Annotated in this window: 22 protein-coding genes; all 22 read right to left on the reverse strand. The window is 70.8% G+C overall.

Going from position 1 to position 16,304, the window contains the following annotated elements; all coding sequences use genetic code 11:
• The 22 genes from AB0G14_RS09540 to AB0G14_RS09645 all read right to left on the reverse strand — a co-directional run bounded on the left by AB0G14_RS09540 (window position 1) and on the right by AB0G14_RS09645 (window position 16,144).
• Window positions 1-2,157, reverse strand: coding sequence for a hypothetical protein (locus AB0G14_RS09540; protein ID WP_357695477.1), 2,157 nt, complete (start codon window positions 2,155-2,157; stop codon window positions 1-3).
• 3 nt (window positions 2,158-2,160) lie between these two features.
• On the reverse strand, window positions 2,161-2,511 hold the full coding sequence (locus tag AB0G14_RS09545) for a hypothetical protein (protein ID WP_357695479.1): 351 nt from the start codon (window positions 2,509-2,511) through the stop codon (window positions 2,161-2,163).
• Window positions 2,512-2,522: 11 nt separating this feature from the next.
• Window positions 2,523-3,101 (reverse strand): hypothetical protein, encoded by a 579-nt coding sequence (locus tag AB0G14_RS09550; protein WP_357695481.1) that lies wholly within the window; start codon window positions 3,099-3,101, stop codon window positions 2,523-2,525.
• Window positions 3,098-3,610, reverse strand: a complete 513-nt coding sequence (locus AB0G14_RS09555) for a hypothetical protein (RefSeq protein WP_357695483.1) — start codon at window positions 3,608-3,610, stop codon at window positions 3,098-3,100. The genes AB0G14_RS09550 and AB0G14_RS09555 overlap by 4 nt, the downstream gene beginning before the upstream one ends.
• Window positions 3,607-3,870, reverse strand: a complete 264-nt coding sequence (locus tag AB0G14_RS09560) for a hypothetical protein (protein WP_357695485.1) — start codon at window positions 3,868-3,870, stop codon at window positions 3,607-3,609. Before AB0G14_RS09560 ends, AB0G14_RS09555 begins: the two co-directional genes overlap by 4 nt.
• A gap of 26 nt (window positions 3,871-3,896) precedes the next feature.
• A complete protein-coding gene (locus AB0G14_RS09565; RefSeq protein WP_357695487.1) occupies window positions 3,897-4,304 on the reverse strand; it encodes a hypothetical protein in 408 nt (135 codons plus the stop codon).
• Window positions 4,301-4,696, reverse strand: a complete 396-nt coding sequence (locus AB0G14_RS09570; protein WP_357695489.1) for a hypothetical protein — start codon at window positions 4,694-4,696, stop codon at window positions 4,301-4,303. The genes AB0G14_RS09565 and AB0G14_RS09570 overlap by 4 nt, the downstream gene beginning before the upstream one ends.
• Window positions 4,693-5,091: a DUF6093 family protein gene (locus AB0G14_RS09575; RefSeq protein ID WP_357695491.1), complete on the reverse strand. Its 399-nt coding sequence runs from the start codon at window positions 5,089-5,091 to the stop codon at window positions 4,693-4,695. Before AB0G14_RS09575 ends, AB0G14_RS09570 begins: the two co-directional genes overlap by 4 nt.
• 1 nt (window position 5,092) lies before the next feature.
• A complete protein-coding gene (locus AB0G14_RS09580; RefSeq protein ID WP_357695493.1) occupies window positions 5,093-5,689 on the reverse strand; it encodes a hypothetical protein in 597 nt (198 codons plus the stop codon).
• Between the two features lie 23 nt (window positions 5,690-5,712).
• The gene (locus tag AB0G14_RS09585; protein ID WP_357695495.1) at window positions 5,713-6,051 is read right to left on the reverse strand and encodes a hypothetical protein; all 339 of its coding nucleotides are present in this window, start codon (window positions 6,049-6,051) and stop codon (window positions 5,713-5,715) included.
• 10 nt (window positions 6,052-6,061) lie between these two features.
• A complete protein-coding gene (locus tag AB0G14_RS09590; protein WP_357695497.1) occupies window positions 6,062-6,994 on the reverse strand; it encodes a phage major capsid protein in 933 nt (310 codons plus the stop codon).
• Between the two features lie 23 nt (window positions 6,995-7,017).
• The gene (locus AB0G14_RS09595; RefSeq protein WP_357695499.1) at window positions 7,018-7,542 is read right to left on the reverse strand and encodes a hypothetical protein; all 525 of its coding nucleotides are present in this window, start codon (window positions 7,540-7,542) and stop codon (window positions 7,018-7,020) included.
• Window positions 7,543-7,590: 48 nt separating this feature from the next.
• Complete coding sequence (locus AB0G14_RS09600) at window positions 7,591-8,481, reverse strand: hypothetical protein (protein ID WP_357695501.1); 891 nt, start codon at window positions 8,479-8,481, stop codon at window positions 7,591-7,593.
• 4 nt (window positions 8,482-8,485) lie between these two features.
• Window positions 8,486-9,826 (reverse strand): phage portal protein, encoded by a 1,341-nt coding sequence (locus tag AB0G14_RS09605; RefSeq protein WP_357695503.1) that lies wholly within the window; start codon window positions 9,824-9,826, stop codon window positions 8,486-8,488.
• A gap of 13 nt (window positions 9,827-9,839) precedes the next feature.
• Entirely contained in the window at window positions 9,840-11,411 is a 1,572-nt protein-coding gene (locus tag AB0G14_RS09610) for a hypothetical protein (protein ID WP_357695506.1), read from the reverse strand.
• Between the two features lie 10 nt (window positions 11,412-11,421).
• Window positions 11,422-11,835: a hypothetical protein gene (locus AB0G14_RS09615; RefSeq protein ID WP_357695508.1), complete on the reverse strand. Its 414-nt coding sequence runs from the start codon at window positions 11,833-11,835 to the stop codon at window positions 11,422-11,424.
• Window positions 11,836-12,527: 692 nt separating this feature from the next.
• Window positions 12,528-12,932: a GIY-YIG nuclease family protein gene (locus AB0G14_RS09620; RefSeq protein WP_357695510.1), complete on the reverse strand. Its 405-nt coding sequence runs from the start codon at window positions 12,930-12,932 to the stop codon at window positions 12,528-12,530.
• A gap of 313 nt (window positions 12,933-13,245) precedes the next feature.
• Window positions 13,246-14,136 carry a hypothetical protein gene (locus AB0G14_RS09625; RefSeq protein WP_357695512.1) on the reverse strand — a complete coding sequence of 297 codons (891 nt, stop codon included), beginning with the start codon at window positions 14,134-14,136 and terminating at the stop codon, window positions 13,246-13,248.
• 105 nt (window positions 14,137-14,241) lie between these two features.
• Window positions 14,242-14,448: a hypothetical protein gene (locus AB0G14_RS09630; RefSeq protein ID WP_357695514.1), complete on the reverse strand. Its 207-nt coding sequence runs from the start codon at window positions 14,446-14,448 to the stop codon at window positions 14,242-14,244.
• A 47-nt stretch (window positions 14,449-14,495) separates the two neighbouring features.
• Window positions 14,496-15,524, reverse strand: a complete 1,029-nt coding sequence (locus AB0G14_RS09635; RefSeq protein WP_357695516.1) for a tyrosine-type recombinase/integrase — start codon at window positions 15,522-15,524, stop codon at window positions 14,496-14,498.
• Window positions 15,521-15,781 carry a hypothetical protein gene (locus AB0G14_RS09640; RefSeq protein ID WP_357695518.1) on the reverse strand — a complete coding sequence of 87 codons (261 nt, stop codon included), beginning with the start codon at window positions 15,779-15,781 and terminating at the stop codon, window positions 15,521-15,523. The genes AB0G14_RS09635 and AB0G14_RS09640 overlap by 4 nt, the downstream gene beginning before the upstream one ends.
• A 141-nt stretch (window positions 15,782-15,922) precedes the next feature.
• Entirely contained in the window at window positions 15,923-16,144 is a 222-nt protein-coding gene (locus AB0G14_RS09645) for a hypothetical protein (RefSeq protein WP_357695520.1), read from the reverse strand.
• Between the last annotated feature and the right edge of the window lie 160 nt (window positions 16,145-16,304).

Below are 16,304 nucleotides of genomic sequence, written 5' to 3' on the forward strand. Positions count from 1 at the left end.
TCACCTGCTGTAGATGTCGGCCTGCCGGCCCTGAATGACGCCCACCGTCCGGCCGTCCATGTGCACTGACACGCCGATCAGCGCCGCCCGAACGGCCCGGGCGAACTGCTCCGGAGACCCGAACCCGCCCACCGGACCGCCCGGGCTGCCGCCGGACGGGGCTCTGGTTTGGCTGCCGTGCCACTGCACCTGCCCGCCCAGCCAGTCGGTGACGACCTTCTCCGCGATCCACCTCGACCGGGCCATGTCTCCGAACCTGGGGATGAACGCCTCACCACCGGTTGCCGGCTCCGCCCACGCGTACCGGGCGGGCGCCCGCGGCGACTCGATGACCGCCTCCCGCAGCAGACCCACCTGCGCGTGCTCGGTGATTCCACCCCACCGACGGCCACCCACACCGTCACCGATCGGCACGTTGCGGCCCTCAGACCGGGTGACGATCTGGTTGTGCTGGGTGGTGATGACCACCTTCTTCGACCGAATCTGCCTGATCAGGTCGCGGACCTTCTGGAGGTTCCGTTCCGCCTGGATCGTCTCCGCGTCCACGCGCGTGGTGACCTGCTCGGGAATCTTCTCGTACTTGCCGATCAGCGCGTCGATCTCCGACTGCTCATAGCCCAGCGCCGACAGCTTTGCGCGGATCTTCGCAATCTCCGACTGGTACTTGCCGTTGACAACGTCGATGGACTCGCCCTGCTCAAGCCGCTTCGTACGCAGCTGCTCGATGATCTCGATCTGGTCGAGCACCGCGGTGGCGTTGTCCCGCCCGGCCTGCGTGTTGGTGTCGAGAGTGCGCTTGCCCTCACGCAGCTCCTTGTTGAGTTCCTTGACGCCGTCCTTGTACGCGATGACCGCCCGGTCGTAGCCCATCGCCCCGCCGAACAGCTCGTCGAACGCGGTCTTCATCTCCCGCGCGGCGTCCGCCGCCGACTTCGTCTCGGTTCCGGTAGCGCGGATCTTGTTGCCCAGCTCGCCGATCACACCTGACAGGTCCGTCGACGACGACTTCGCGCCGTCCTGCGCAGTCGCCAGCGCCCAGAAGCGAGCCACGTCGCCGGTCATCAACGCGCCGACCAACTCCGCCACCTTGTACAGGGCGGCCATGCCCTCCACCAGCGCAAACGCGCTGCGGACACCGCCCTCCATGACAAGGAACAGAACGTCGAGCGCGCGGGCACCCTCATCGGCGTACGGCGCCAGGTCGGACAGGCCATCGCCAACGGCTTCGCCCAGGTCCCGCATACCGTCGGCGGCAGCCTCGATGACGGGGGGAGCCGCATCGATCGCGTCCATGAGCCCGGGGAGCGCGTTCTCGCCAGCATCAAGGAGCCCGTCCACCAGCGGGTCCACCAGCCGCGACGCCGACGTGAAGGCCTGGTTGAACTTGGGCTCCAGCTTCAGTGCCCGATCGCCGATGGTGTCGATCGCCTTCAGGGTTTCGGGCACGAACGCCGAGGACGCCCGACCCAGCATTGCCGACAAGTCCGCGCCCAGCTCAGTGCCGGCCGCCTCCACCGTCGGGTCCTTCGCCGCCAGCACCAGACCACCGATGACGCCACCGGCGCCGACACCACCGATGATCGCGCCACCGACCGCGGTGCCGAGCAGGGTCACTAGCCCGGCAACCAGGGGGGCACCGATCGCAGCGACCGCAGGGTTCATGCCGGCCATTGGCGCACGGGCCAGCAGCGGCCCCAGCTTCGCCGCGAAGCTGACCGACACGCCCTGCGCCAGCTCCGCACCCATATCCGAGGCCGAGTCGACGTCGATGAGCCGGCGCAGCGTGACCTTCTCACGCAGACGGCCCTGCTCGATGTTCAGCTTCTTCGTCAGGTCCGCCCGCGCTGCTTCATCGGACGTGGCAGCGATGGCACGGGCCAACTCGCGGATGCTGCCGGTCGTCTCGTCGATCTGCCGGTCGAGCCGCTCGGCGTCCGCCCGCAGCCGCGCCAGATCCTGGCCGGCGTCCTTCGCCGCGTCACCGAGGTCATCGGCGGAAGCCTTCGCCCGGTCCGTGCTGGCCGCCGACTCCTTCGCCGCACCCGAGACATCATCGAGGGCGTCGTCGAGCTTCTCCGCCGCACCCGCCGCCCGACCCATCCCACGAACGAACGGGGCCTCGTCGACGTCCAAACCGACCTTGACGGTGCGGGCCACGACTCACCCCCTCCGGACAAGCTGAACGGCGTGGAGCATCGCCTGCGGGTGCTGCGGGTTCTGCGCGGCGGTCTGCTGCTCAGACCGCTCCAGAGCGGCACAGCAGTGGCACTGCACGGGCGTGCCTGGCGCCGGCAGATACACCGCCCTGGCGAGGGGGTTGTTGAAGTCGTGCGCCGGATCCGTCGACTCCTCGAGAGCGGTGCCGCAGCGCTTACACAGGCCCGCCTCGTACTCCTCCAACGCAACGAGCAGAGCCACCTGCTGGTCGGTCCACTCCGACTCCGGCGTCGACCGCATCAGCCGGCCCTGCTCGTCGTACTCGTAGACGGTGGACGGCTCCCAGCCCTCCAACCGCCGCGGCGCTACTCGGAGGGTTCGGGCGAGCCGGATCCGCTGCCGGAACCCGGGCTCGTCAGCAATCCGGCGACGGAGAAAGGGACGTTGACGTCCGCGACGTTCAGGTTCCAGCAGGACTTCCACAGCCGCCGCCACTGCTGCTCACCGAGCAGCTCACCCTCGACGCCGAGCAGCGCCGCCCACGTCTCGTCCTTGAGTTCCGGCTCGACCGTGGACGCGCGGACCAGCGCCGGCAGGAACGTCTCGATGTTGACGCCGAGCGCCACGTCGTCAGGGTGGACCTTCCCGTTCTTCTGGCGCGGCGGGTGGGCGTCGGCCAGCTCGTTCCACCGCTTGCGGGGCAGCGCCCGCAGCCGGAACTCGACGGTCGACGCTTCCACCTGCGCGCGCAGCGCCTCCATCCGCTCCACCAGCTTGGCGGTCGCCCCACCGACGAGCCGCGGGTCGGCGGCGTCGCGGGCCTTCGCCTCCGTCAACTCCCGGCCGAGGCGCCGCCACTCGGCGACCAGATCGGCGCGGGTGCACACCGGCACCTGGTCCTCCGGCAGCCGCGCCCCGGTCAGGATCGCGTCGAAGTCCGTCACGGGCCCGCCACCACCGCGACGTCGGTCTGCACCTGGTTGGTCACGAAGAGCTTCTGCGCGGCCGTGTGCACGCTGTTGGCGCCGTTCCACTGCTTCATCGGCTCCCCAGCGGTGATCGGCCACACGTCGACGAGGTCCCCGGCGGCGTACGCCTGGGCGCGGGGCACCCCGTACCGGGCCACGATGTAGCCGGTCACGCCCTCGGCGAGGGTCAGGTACGCCTCGTTGTTCGTCGGGTCGTCGGGGTTGTGCACGTACGTGACGTTGAGGGTCTTCGTCTTGCGCCCCGGCTGCTCGAAGTCCTGCGTGCTGGCGATCCGGCTGTCGGCCGTGACCGCCTGGTCGCCTCCCGGAGCCCACCCGTCGCCGGTGATGTACACGTCGAGCGACTGCACGCCGACGGCGGACAGCTCGGTCACCTTCGGCGCGGCCGGGTCCGCGAGGGTCGGCACGAAGTCGATGCGGAGGGTGCCGTCCGACGGCACCGAGGTGGGCAGCGGGGACGTCATCGGGTCGACTCCTTGCTCGCGGTCTTGCTCTTGGTGGTGGTGCTGGTCGACGGCGCCGACTCCGGTTCGCCGCTCGGCTCCGTCCCGCTGGCCGCGGGGGCGGTGGTCTCCGACGCCGGCAGGGCACGGCCCAGCCGGTCCGTCGCGTCGCCGTCCTTCACCAGTTCGGCGCCGCGCTCCACGAGCTGCTCCGCCCGGCGCGCGCCGACGCTGTACTCGGTCTTCGTCTTCGGGTCTCGGATACGCACCAGGTCCGGCACGACTCCTCCTCAGGTGTAGTGCCGGATCAGCCCGGCAGGGATTCCAGTCGGTACACGTCCACTTGGTCGACGACGCGCCGGCCGGTGGACTCGTCAACGCGGGCCGGCGGCCCATCGTCATGCCGGATCGGATACGCCCGCCGGCCAGTCATGGTCGGGACCACGTCGAGCAGCGCCCCCCGCACCCGCCCGGCAACCACCCGAGCGGCGGTGTCATTCGCGCTGACGGAATGGATCGTCCCGGTGGCCACGCCGCGGCTGGACCGCATGTCGAGCGTTGGGCCGAGGTCGTAGCGGACACTCACCCACGCCACCACGTACGGCAGAGCCGTCTGCGCGTCCGGGTACAAGCCGTCCGGCGTCGGGAACACCCGCAGGTTCGGCACGGCGCGCAGCAGGGACAGAAACGCTACGGCGTGCGGATCGTCGCTCACAGCCGCTCCAACGCGTCCGCCGCCGCCTTCTCCAAGCCCTCCACGAAGTCGGGGCTCCACCGGTCCAGCGCCGGCCCCAGATGCGCGTACGGAGGGTTGTTCACCGTGCCGTACTCCAGGATGTTGCCCAGCGCACCCTGCCTGCGGTCCTTGTCCGGGCCGATCTCCGCCGACACACCGTCACCGACGCCCCGGTCCTTGGTGTCGTAGGTGATCGCCCGCGGGTAGTCGGGCGCGTGCGCGATGCCCGAGGCGAACCCCTGGGCGGTCTTCTTGATGCCGTTCGCTGTGAACTGGACGGCCTTGCGGATGTAGAAGTGGCCCGTCTCCGGCACCTCGTCGAGGTGCGCCACCAGGTCATTCAGGCCGGACGCCGACACGTCGATCTTCACGAGGTCGCCTCCTCGATCCCGACCCGCCTCGAGGTCGCATGGCTCTTGGCGAACTCCGCCCGCACCACGAACCGCCGGCCGACGAGGTCCGGGTCGTGCTGGCAGGCGGTGATCCGCACCCGATGCCCGGCCCGCACACCCGCCGACGCGAGCACCGGCAACTGGAGCACCCGGGTCAGCATCAGCAGGTCCGCCTCGCCCACCCGCTGATCCGACGCCGACGGCGCCGCCTGCTGCACCCGACACTTGCCGCTGTAGACCTCGCTGACGGTGTCGACGACCTCGCCCGTCTCCAGGTCCGTCGTGCTGCCGGTCACCGCCTCGATGACGCACTCGTCGACCATCAGCCGCTCAATCGCACGCCGGCCGGACGCGAGCAGGATGTCCACCGACATGTCAGCCCCCAAGGGTGATCAGGCCAGCCGACCGGCCGTAGTAGCGGCGCAGGCCATGCCGCAGGTACGGGGCGGCTTCCATCCGCGCCGACATCGCCTCATAGGCGACCGCGTAGTCGTCGATCTGTGCCCGGGTCACACCGGACGGGTTGGCATACACCGCGCCGGCCAGCGCCACCACAGCCTGCCGGGCTCGCTGCAACTCCTGCGCCCCGTCCGCGTACCCGTGGGTGTAGGTCACCTCGATCTCCGACGGGGCGAGCGTGCCCGCCGTCTCCCACGATGCCGCGGTCTGCCAGCCCGCCGACCGCCACAGCCGGTTGCCGCGCACGCTGTAGTCGCCGGACGCGAACACCGTGCCGTCGAGCGTCACCGACGCCACCGACACCACTGGAAGCTGCGGTAGCCACAACCAGCGGCCCGGGCTCGGTTCGAGGGTCACCGTCGAGGTGGCCCGCACGATCCGCTGCTCCGCGACCTCCTGCACCACTGCGGTGGCGCACTCGATCAGCAGCGTCGCCGCCGGCGCGTGCAGGTCGGCCACGTCGACGTGGAGCAGGGCGGCGAAGTCCGCCAGCGATGCCAATTGGTCCGCCACCGGACCTCACCACCCCTCCATCGTCAGGACTTGTCGGAGCTGCTCGACCGCGAGCTGCGCCGGGCCGGACGGGTGTTGCCGTCCGACTCGACCTGCCGGAAACCCGGCTCACCGGCGACCGGGTCCGAGCCGGGAACCCGGCCGCCACCCGGCTGGTCCGCGAACTGCTGCTCGAAGTCGCTGGTCCGCGACACCCCGAGGCTGTCCAGGGTCGTCACCTGGTCCGAGCTGCGACGGTCCCCGCCACCGAACCCCGACCCCTTGCCCTGCATCCGGTCCGCCAGTTCCTTCGACGCCGACACCCGAGTGCCCGACGGCAGCGTGAACGCCACCGCCTCCTCGCTGGTCTTCTTCTCAGCCATCAGTGCCCCCTCAGGCGACGTTCTCGGTCAGCTTCACGAAGCTGGCGGCGTCGTTGACCAGCCAGCCGTACTCGGCCTCCGCCCGGATCGCCACCAGGTTGTTCTCCCAGAGGCTGGTCAGGGCGCCGTTGATGGTGACGGTCGCCTCGGTCGAGACGTCGTAGGAGATGCCACCGACGACACCCCACGCGGCCTGCGTCCAGTCGCCGGCGTAGCCGTAGATGTCGGCGGTGGTGTTGAAGTACAGGCCCTCGCCCATGAACGACGGCCGGTTCAGCAGCCGGCCCGGACGGGCCACCGCCTGGCTGGTCTCGTCGGTGGGCAGGTCCACGTACAGCGGCCGGCCCGTCGAGTCGACAGCGCCGAGGATCTGCGGCTCCACCCGGTCGTCGAGCGCCCAGCCCGTCAGCTTCTTGCCGTCGTTGACCAGCAGCGTCAGCGCCGCCACTAGGTCGCCGTGGATGCCGCCGGAGGCCTGGGCGGTCGAGCCCAGCTCGACGGCCTTGGTGGTCTGGTCGAGGTAGGTGGAGAACGGGCCGGCGCCGGCAGTGCCGTCCGGTCCGGCGTCGTGCGCGGCAGCGTTGTCGAACGCGATCGCGAACGCCTCCGCGATCTGCTCGCGCAGCAGGTTCATGTAGTTGCCCGGGTTGGCCCGCACCACCTCGGCCGACACGACGGCGATGGCGGCGAGCTTCTTCGGGGTGATGGTCTTCAGCGCCATCGAGCCGGAGCTGGCGGGCTTCTGCCCGGCCTCCGACACCCACCCGGCGGACATGCGGCCGGTCACGACGGGGATCTCCACCCCGTTCGCGCCGAGCGGCACCTGCCGCGCCAGCCGCTGGATGACGGACATGCGGGCGGCACGCTCGAAGATGGCGGCGGCCCGGTCCGGGGTCAGGAACCCCGAGAAGTTGCTGGTCTGGGTTGCGGCGGTGATCGCCACGATTTCCTCCTACGGGAGCGGCATCACGCGATGCCGAGCTTGGATTTGAGGTCGTCGAGCAGCGGGTCGCCGTTGAGCGCCATGGTGCTGCTGGAGCCCTGCGACAGGTCCGGGCGCGGCCCGGGCTTGCGGGTCTGCTCCTCGGCCGGGGCGGGCGTGAGACGGGCGACGGCCTTGTCGAGCGCCGCGGTGTCCACGTCGCCGTCTTCGGTGAGGAACTTCGCCAGGTTGAGGTCGTCGAGGACATCGGCGCCGATCCGGCCGGCCGACCGTGCGGCGAACTCCGCACGCACCAGCCGCTGGCCGACCTCGGCGAACGCGGCACTGCGGCCCCGCTGCTCCGCCTCGGCGGCGACCTTCTCGGCCTCCGTCATCCGCTCCGCCTGGAGCTTCTTCAGCTCCTGCGCGGCGGTGGCGTTGGCCTTGGCCCGCTCCTCCTGCTTCCGCGACTGCGTCTTCCACTTCTCGGCCTCGGCCTTCCAGTCGACCGTTTCGGTCGCCTCCGGCACCTCGGTGGTGGTCTCGGTCGCGGTGCTGCTCTCCGACATGTGGTGCTCTCCCGTTTCGGGTACGCCGCCCCGTTGCGGGACGGATGGTCAGGTGATGTAGCCGTGCAGCCGCAGCAGCCGGATCGCGTCGTCGCGGTCCCGCGCGTCGGCGTAGATCTGCTCCGGCATCAGCCGCGGCCGACGACCGGCCGCCTCGGTGGTGAACCTGCGCTGCCCGACGACCTGCATGCCGCGCCGCGCGTTCACCACCCGCGCCATGTCCGCGCCAGCCCGGATCGCCTCCGCCCCGGCCTTGCCGAACACGCGTTCCTGCTCGTCGGCGGGCATCGCCTCGAACGCCGCCTTCGGATCCGTCGTCAGGTCCCCGGCTACGTCCTCCGTCGCCGGGATGTGCCGGCAGTCGCAGCGAGGATGCCGCTGGAAACCGGCGTTCCACCGGTAGAGCCGGCCCGCCAGGATCAGGCAGCGGTCGCAGGCGCCGCCGACCACCATCCGCACGTAGCCGCTGAGCTGCGGACGCACCGCCAACGCCACCCCGTCAGCCACCCGGCCAGCGTCGGCGACCTGCGACCGGACGATCATGTCGGCGGTGAACCGGCCCGCAGCCATCGCCCGCGCCTCGCTCGCGCCGCCCTTCAACGCCGTCAGCGCCGTGATCGCCGGCTGATGCAGCAGCCCCGCCAGGTCCCGGCCATCCGACGCGACCCCGGCGAACGCCTCCGCGACCACCCGGCCCTCCGGCGCCGGGTCCAGCCCGTACTCGCCGAGCAGGTCATCCAGATAGACGCTCGACGACGCCGCCGCGATCGCCTGCGCCGACCCCAACACCTGCACCGCCGCCGGAACCGACGCAGCCCACGACGCCGCGATCACCTGCCGATCCACTCGCGCCCACAACCGCGCCACCTCGAGAGCGGCGCGTCGCGCCAGAGCTACCTGCCGCCGGGCGTGCCGGGCGGCCACCTCAACGACGCCCACCGGATCAGGCGACCTGGCCGGCCGCCCGGGTCAGCACGCCGACCGGGTCCTCCTCGGTCTGCCGGCGGAACTGCTCCCGCAGCCGTTCCTGACGCGCTGGGCTGTACTTCAGGTCGTCCCAGGCGCCCTCACGCGGCAGGATGCCCGCCTGGGCCAGCTTCACCACCGCGTCGGCCTGCTGCGCCCGCGTCGGCGTTGCCGGATCCCGCCACAACGTCTGCAAACGGCGCGCCTCGACGCTCTCCTCGCCGGTCGCGACGTACAGCACCAGCCGCATCGCCTGCTCCCACGCCCCCGACCACGCCGTCTGCTTCCGCTCGCACCGCTTCACCAGCCGCGCCTCCCGCGACCGGATCGCATCCGCACTCGCGGCGTCGTCGGCGGCCAGACCGAAGTAGTTCGGCGGCAGCGCCGACACCCCGCTGGCCAGCCGGGCATAGTGGTCAACCGTATCCGTGAGGTTCTTCAGCTCCGCCGCAGGGAGCTGACCGACCTTCGCCTGCTCGTTCGCCAACGCCCAGACGGAGTTGAAATACGCCTCCCACTTCGTCAGCGGCTTCCCCTGCTGGTCGACGAAGTCACCAGCGGTCGCACCGAGCACGAACCGCTGCGGCACCACGTGCGTCTCCTGCGCCACCTGCAAGTTCGTCAGCGACCGCGCCGCGGCATCCGTCAGCGGGATGACGTCCTTCATCTCAGACACCCCACCGCGGTTCGACGCCCGAGCCCGGTTCACCACCGGCACCACCGGCACCACACCCATCCGGTGGTCGTCGCGGTCCACGTCCACCCAGCGGCCCCCTGAGCCGTCCCAGGACAGCCACACAGTCGCGTCCGGGAGGTAGAGGGTGCCCCGCTGTGCGCGGCCGTTCTGCACGTCGTACAGGCGCAGCGCCCCGGCTACCGCCCGCCGGCGGGCGTCCATCTCGTGCACCAGCTCGAACGGCGACTCCACCGTCACCAGCGGCGTGCTCTCGTCCGCCTCGTTCGCGCCGACGCAGATGTACGACCGGCTGTAGATCAGCGCATCGAGATGGGCGAGCTGCGACTCCTCGTCGAGGTTGTTGTCCTGCCAGATCCGCCACAGCTCATCGTCGGCCTCATCCACACCCGGGAAGCGGAAGCCCTCGATGTCGAGACGCTCCTCCACCCCGTCGGCGGCCATCCGCGGCCAGTTCACGACCGTCAGGAACTGCTGCAACGACGGCGGCACCGCCAGGCCGAGCTGCCGCAGCCGCTGCTCACCCTCGTAGTAGGCGTGCAGCGCCCGCAGCGTCGGCTCGACGTCCATCAGCTTCTGCTCGAGGCGGGTCACCGCGGCGTGCTCGTCAGTGGACAGGGCCACGGCTCACCACCTCTCATCGGAACACGACCACCCGGCGGTCGACCTGCTTGCCCCAGCCCGCCTCAATCGCGTCAGCCCGGGCCTCGTACGCCAACGCGGCACCCACCACGCTGTCGATCTTCCGGTTCGACTGGTCGTGCTCCTTGCGCACCAGCCTGTGCCCGCCCTTGCGGCGCACGTACGCGTTGCCGAAGTGCTCCACAAACACCGGGTCGCCGGAATGCCACACCGCCCCGTTCATCAGGTCCGTGCGCAGTCGATCCAACGCCGCAGCCATCTGCACGTCCCGCCGCGTCTCCCACGACAGGACCCGCTCCGCGCCCAACTCCTCGGCGAGCGAGTCGACGTCAGAACGCCACTCGTGAGGGTCGGCGTACAGCCGAGACACCTGGTAGCGGGCGAACGCCTCCCGGATGGCGGCCAGCACATCCGAGCGGGGAACTTCCCACCAGTTGCCCTCCGGCCCCGACGGCTTCGCCCAGATGCCCAGCGGGAACAGGAACCCGTCGGACATGCGGGCGCCGATCAGCACCGTCGCGTCGTCGCACAGCGATCCGTCGAAGCCCAACGCGATCGCCTCGCCGGTGGCCACCGGCTCCGGGCGGGCCTGCCGCTCCACCACGTCCAGCGGGATCCACGCGTCCTTCGTCGACAGCGGCCGGTTCAGGTAGTAGCGGGCTGCCTCCGCGTCGTCCGCGCAGATCCGCGGGTCACGCATGTTCCGGTAGATCCGGTCCAGGTCCAGCCAGCCCGCCGCCTCGCCGTACACCTGCCGCAGTTGAGCCTTGGTGTGCGCCTCGTCGTCGAGGTCGATGCGGCCCTTGGCCTCGCGGTGGTCCATCAGCACCGACGGGGACAGCTCGCCCTTGCGCCACGCGGTCAGGGTGTCCTCGAACACCGACTGCTCGCCCGGCCGGTACGCCGTCGACGTCTGCATCAGCCACGGCTGGTCCCGCTTGCCCAGGTTCCGGCTCACCGTGCCGTACATCGACTTCAGCTCGCGCAGCACGTACAGGTGCGTCTCGTCGGCGCACACCCAGGTCTCTTTCCCGCCGTCCTTCGACGCCGAGCCCGAGGTGCACGCCCGAATCTCGCCGCCGTGGGGCAGGTACAGGGCCGTCGCCGACTGGTAGTTCCGGGCGCCGCTGATCGCCCCGTAGACGTCGGGGTGGTTGTCCTTGCCCCACTCGCCGCAGATGAACGCGATGTTCTCGAACGTGTTCCCGGCCTGTGACTCCTCCGTCGCGAGGCACTTCAGCAGCGGCGTGCGCACCGGCCTACCCACCGGCTGGCCCTCGGCGTTCCAGCCGTCGAACCGGACCGGGCCCAGCGCCTCCGCCACCCCGATCCAGCCGGCCAGCTCCGACTTCGCCCGCCCCTTCGGCCGCGACAGCACCGCCTCGTCGTACACCCGCCGGCCCGTCACCGGGTCGATGCGGTACGCCTCCACCAGAAAACGCAGCCACTCCCGGTCCAGCTCAATCGGTTCGCCAGCGATGTCACCCGGCCCGTGGCAGCAGTAGGCGGTAATCCAGTCGGCGATCTCGTAGCCCAGCGACGGGACATGCCCGTCGAACAGCGGCACCCAGCCCACGTCAGCCCCCGGATGCCTGGCGGAACTTCTCCAACGCCGTCACGGTCGCCTTGCCGCCCGGCACCGACGGCGCCTGAGCGCCCCGCGCGCCGCGGTACTGCGGACGCTTGCCCGTCTTCGGGTCCGGTAGCCGCAACGCCGCCAGGAGCTGCTTCATCAGGTTCGCCGTGGCGTTCGCCTGCGTCAGCGCCGCGTCGATCTTTAGCTCGTAGTCGTCGGTCTGGAGCCGGTGCGTCAACCGCGCCCACGAGTCCACGTCGCCGCGCAGGAGCGCGTCGAGCTTGTCCAGACGGTCCTTCGCGCGGCACGCCTCCAGAAGCTGCACCCTCTGCGCCGGGTCCAGGTCGTACTCATCGGCGATCGACGACCACAGTTCGCTACCGCCGGGGCCCAGCCCGGCCGGAGTGTCGGTCACGATGAGTCACCTCCCGGCGAGAACTCAGGGGTCTGGACAGCGAGCCACCTCCCCGGCGGTCCTCTGACCTGCGGCGTTGGGGGTCACCCCCCACCCCTGCCGTCACTCAGCGTGACTCGCCTCGGCGCCAGCCTCGGTTGCAGGTGGCGTGCTCAAGCTGGTCGGCCTTCGCGTTCGGGTTGGTGCGCAGGTCCACGCTGTGCCCTGCGTCCAGCTCTTGGCCTGGCAGCATGGGCTGCTTGCACTTGGGGCAGGGCTGGCCTGGCACCCACGCCTTGAGCAGGGCGTCGCGTCGTAGCTCGTGCTCGCGGTCGTAGCCGCGCTGCTGTCTGCTGCCTCGCGCCTGGTCTGCCTCGCGTCTATGCGTGGCGCAACGCCCGCCTGTTGTGAGCTGGGGGCAGCCAGGTGCTGGGCAAACGCGCAGTGCTCGGGGCATCACCACACCACCACGGCGCCGACGACCAGCAGCGTGACGATCAGCCCGGCGATACCGGCGAGGATCACCCACGACGTGCGCACCGTGGCCACCTCCCGCCGGGTGTGCGGGCAGGCCGGGCCCCGCTTGCCTGGCCTGCCCGCTGACCCCCGACCCGAGCCCGGGCATGACAGAGCCCCGCCGTCCTGGGGAGGATTGGCGGGGCTCCGAAGACACTGAAGTTCAACCTAGCTAAAGGTATCTCTGAGTTGCGGATCTATGCAAGTTGCTCCGCCTCCGCGAGTTGCCGGTCCTTCTCGGCCTCACGCATCCGCCCCATGAGCCAGCCCTGCATCTCGAACGGGTTGCCGTACTCCTCTGCCACCGCCTCAATGTGGGCTCGCAGCTCGCCAGTGAGGGTGAAGTCCTCCCACCGCTTCCGAATGCGCAACGCTTCGAACTGGGCGTGCCGCTGCTTCTCCAGAGCGTGGTGGCCCGGCTCCGCCGCCAGGACGTCCTCCGGCTGCAAGCGAAGGTTGGACATCCTCTCCACCAGGCTGCTGGTCGTGCCGATCTTCACGACGCCCTCACGGATCAGCACGTAGTAGACGACGTGCGTGCCGTAGGCCTTCGCCCTCCGCCGCGCAGCCAGTCGCCGCTCTCTTTGCTCCTCCCAGGCCAACGACCTAGCTGCGACGTATCGCTCCGCGACCTCGGCGTCGGCGATCTGCTTGCACAGCCGGGGACTCCGGAGAACCGCCTGCGCAGTCTTGACGGCGCATCGCTCGCACACGGGCTCGAACGACTTCTTGGGCCGCAGGCACCTGCCCCGCTTGAAGCGGACAGGGCAGCGCTTGTCCGACTCAGCCGGGAGGCCTCCGACGGTGATCTGGACCCCGCAGCCGCACCGAAAGTGCCCGGGCCCTTTGGTGCTGACTGGACTCATCTGGCGGCCACAGCCGCACGCGACGCTAAGCTGCACTACGTCAGCCTTCCTAGAGGTTGACCGCGCCCCGGGGGTGTTCCCGCACCCGCCGGGGTCCTTTGGCTTCGAGTCTAGTCTGGACGACGTCCCCGACCCGGTAGAGAACGCGGCCACGCCCGTCCTGCCCGCGGGGCTCAATCCGTCCCTGCTGGGCGTATGCCGCGATGGTCGAGTAGGCGACGGGAGTGCCCAGGCGCAGCGTGATGCTGGCGATCTCGACGGGGCGGGCTACGGCGTCCAGCAGCGCCGCCCGCATCTCGTCCTGACGGACGGCGATGTCGTAGTCCTCGCCGCACACCTCGCACCGAGCGGTCAGCTCTCCCGGCCGCGCGAACACCTCTGTCCCGCACTCCACGCCGGTCTCGCCGTCCACGAAGGTGCAGCGTCCGGCGTAGGTCCGGTTGGCCTTGGCCGGGTACGCCATCCGCCAGTTGCGGCCGTCTCCGGCGATGTCGCGCAGGTCTTTGGCGTGCTCGTCGGCGGCGGGGTGAGCGGCCAACCACACCGCATGGTGGGCGACGTATGCACCGAGGGCCGAAACCTCGTCAGCGGGCGTTTGGAGGCCCCTTTCGTCGGCGATGATCCGCACCAGCGACACGAGGGTGGCTCGGATCGCCTGCCGGGCCTCCATCACCTCGTCATCCGGCACCGGCGCCCCCGTGCTGCTGCCGGCCACGCGCTCCCCGCCACGACCGCGCCGGATCAGCGTCAGCGCCAGGTCTTCGTACAGCACGGCAGCCGTTCGGGCGTCCTCGGCCAGACGCCGCATGTCCACCTCGCACAGCCGCAGCCCGTCGGCGGCAGGACGGGGCAGGCAGCCGGGGCAGGTCTGCGGGTTGGGGCAGTCGGGCTGGTGCTGGTGGCGGATGCCGCAGTGGTCGGCGACGCAAAGCGAGGTCACGGTTACCCCCGGGTTGTAGGCTGGCCTGGCTGTGGATGGCTGCTCTTTCGGGGGGCGGTTGGGGGCCTGGCAGGCTTGGGCGGCCTTGCCAGGCCCCTTCGGCGTCTACGGGGTCAGGTCGTCGGCCCGTTCCCGGACCAGCGCGGAGAAGATGCTCGGCGGCAGCGGGATCGCTGGGCCGCGGTCGATCAGCGCTGCCACATCGCGGAGCAGGGCCGCCCCGTAGGCGCGGAGCATCCGGTCGTCGGGCTGCTGGTGGCCGTGCTCGCTGGCCCAGGTGCGGGCGGCGGTCAGGGCTTCGGTGTCGGTCACGGTGGTTGTCCTTTCGGTGGGGCCGCTCAGCGCGGCGCGGTGGTGGGTCACAGGCCGATGCCGGCGGCGGGGTTGCGCTGCCAGCGGTCCACTTCTTCGAGGTAGCCGAACAGGGCGGCGGAGCCCTCCTTCCAGCCGCCGTGCCGGGCGATGCGCACCAGGTCGGCGTCGGGGGCGGCGTACGCGGCGGTGGCGAATCCGCGCCGCAGGGAGTGCCCGGAGAACGCCGCAGCGGCGTCGAGGCCGGCAGCGATGGCGGCCCGGCGGACGATCGCGGCGACGGTTTCGCCGGTGATGCGCCCGTCGGGGTCGCCCTTGCCGGTGGCGACGTGTCCGAGGCGGCCGTGGCGGTCGATGCGCACGAACAGCGGCCCCTCCTGCCGCCCGTGGTGGGCCAGCGCGGTGCGCCACTGCTCGACGGACCGCACGGGGCAGGTGGCGAGGTTCGAGCCGTACGGCACGGCGACGATGCGCCCTCGGCCGTCCTTGTCGGTTTTGGACAGCCGCACGGTGACTTGAAGCCCTTCGGGTTGGGGTTCGAGGTCGCCGAGGTTGAGGGCGGCGATCTCGGACCGGCGTGCGGCCATGGCGAACCCGAGGACGATGACGGCGCGGTCGCGGACGCCGACGAGGGTGTCGGGGTCGAGGGTGGCGACCATGGCCCGCAGTGCGGTGAGGGTGAGGGCGGGTGCCCGCTTCACGCTGCCGCCGGCCTTGGCGTACCGCTTGCGGTAGCCGCGCAGCACTTCCCGCACGCCGCGCCGGTCGACGGAGTGCCCTGCCGTCTCGTGCGCTTTGGTGATGGCGGCGAGGGCCTTGCCGATGCTGGACGGGGCGAGTGGCTTCGGGTCGGTGCGGGTGGCGAGGTGGCTGGCGTACTCGGCGAGGGTTTCCGCGGTGGCGGGTAGCGGGGTTCGCTGCTGCTCCCCGCACCAGGTGGTGAAGCGGGCCCATTCCTCGCGGTAGGCGCGGCGGGTGTTGGCGGGGGTGGCTTCGTCGATGAGCTGCCAGGCGGCGTCGGACAGGTGGGTGTCGCGGGGGGCGGGCGCGCGGTTGAGGGGCGTCAGGTCGGTCATGCCGCGCGCTGCCAGATGGCCGCAGGAGCACCGAGCCCTACCGAGTCGCGCTCGGGAAGGTTGTGCTCGGCGAGGATCTGCCGCCCGAGGTCGAGAGTCTCGTCACCGATAGCTTCGGCGAGCTGATTCGCGACTTCTGGGTAGTCGCGCGGCTCGTACCCGAGGTAGCGCATCAACTCGTCCGCGACACCTCGCATGCCGCTGATCGGCCCCATGCTCACGCAGAAGCGGTGCACATCTTCGTAGCGACGCACCATGTCGATCTCTCTTTCTGGTTCGTGGGAATGTCAGTTATCGCGATGCAGGAGCGGCGGTGTGGGGGCTGCGGAGGCCGTCGAGGTAGGCGGCCAGCAGCGGGGCGTGCGGGTCGCCCTCGGCGGGCAGCGGGACAAGAGCGGTCACGGCGTTCCTCCGTTGATGCCGGGCACCAGTCCGCAGACGGGCCAGCTGACGACGGCGTACGAGTCCAGGGGGTCGCATGCGGACGTGCCGGCAGCGTCGAGCACCCGCCAGCACTGGTCGCCGGGCGACTGGGGTGACCGGCCGTCCCACATGGGCAGGCAAGCAACGAGGACGCCGCCCGGGCCGCGCCGCACCTCGCCGAGGGTTGGTGCGGGCATGGGTCCGAGGTTTGGCGTGGCGGCGCAGCGAGAGCAGCGGGCGTCTTCGGTCGCGGTGGTGTCCAGCCGTGAGACGTGGGCGCTCTGATCGGCCGGGTGGCAAACGAGGGTGACCCGGTCGTCGTCAACGGCGCGAACGCGATGCTGGGACCCCCATCCG

This window comes from Micromonospora sp. NPDC023814, from assembly GCF_040639595.1.
Classification (GTDB): Bacteria; Actinomycetota; Actinomycetes; order Mycobacteriales; family Micromonosporaceae; genus Micromonospora.